The sequence below is a fragment of the Rosenbergiella gaditana genome, from assembly GCF_018494065.1.
Classification (GTDB): domain Bacteria; phylum Pseudomonadota; class Gammaproteobacteria; order Enterobacterales; family Enterobacteriaceae; genus Rosenbergiella; species Rosenbergiella gaditana.
The window spans coordinates 1-235 of sequence record NZ_JABBFR010000093.1 but is presented as its reverse complement, the minus strand read 5'-3'; the positions used below and the strand labels follow the sequence as shown (position 1 = coordinate 235).

Below are 235 nucleotides of genomic sequence, written 5' to 3'. Positions count from 1 at the left end.
CTCGCAAGGCGCATCGCTGCGCGTGGTGACCGAACGCACGAAGATGGCCATGCCCGAAACCAACATCGGCCTGTTTCCGGACGTGGGCGGCGGGTGGTTCCTGGCGCGCGTGCCGGGTCATGTGGGCGAATACCTGGGCGTGACCGGCCAGATGATTGAAGCGGCCGATGCGTTGTCGGTCGGCCTTGCCGATTGCCACGTCACAACGGAGGCGCAGGCGGCTATCGTTCAGCGC

General features: G+C 66.4%; 1 protein-coding gene. It reads left to right on the top strand.

What is annotated here, in order from left to right:
• A partial coding sequence (locus HH682_RS15590; protein ID WP_214238382.1) for an enoyl-CoA hydratase/isomerase family protein occupies positions 1–235 on the top strand: 235 nt, incomplete at both ends.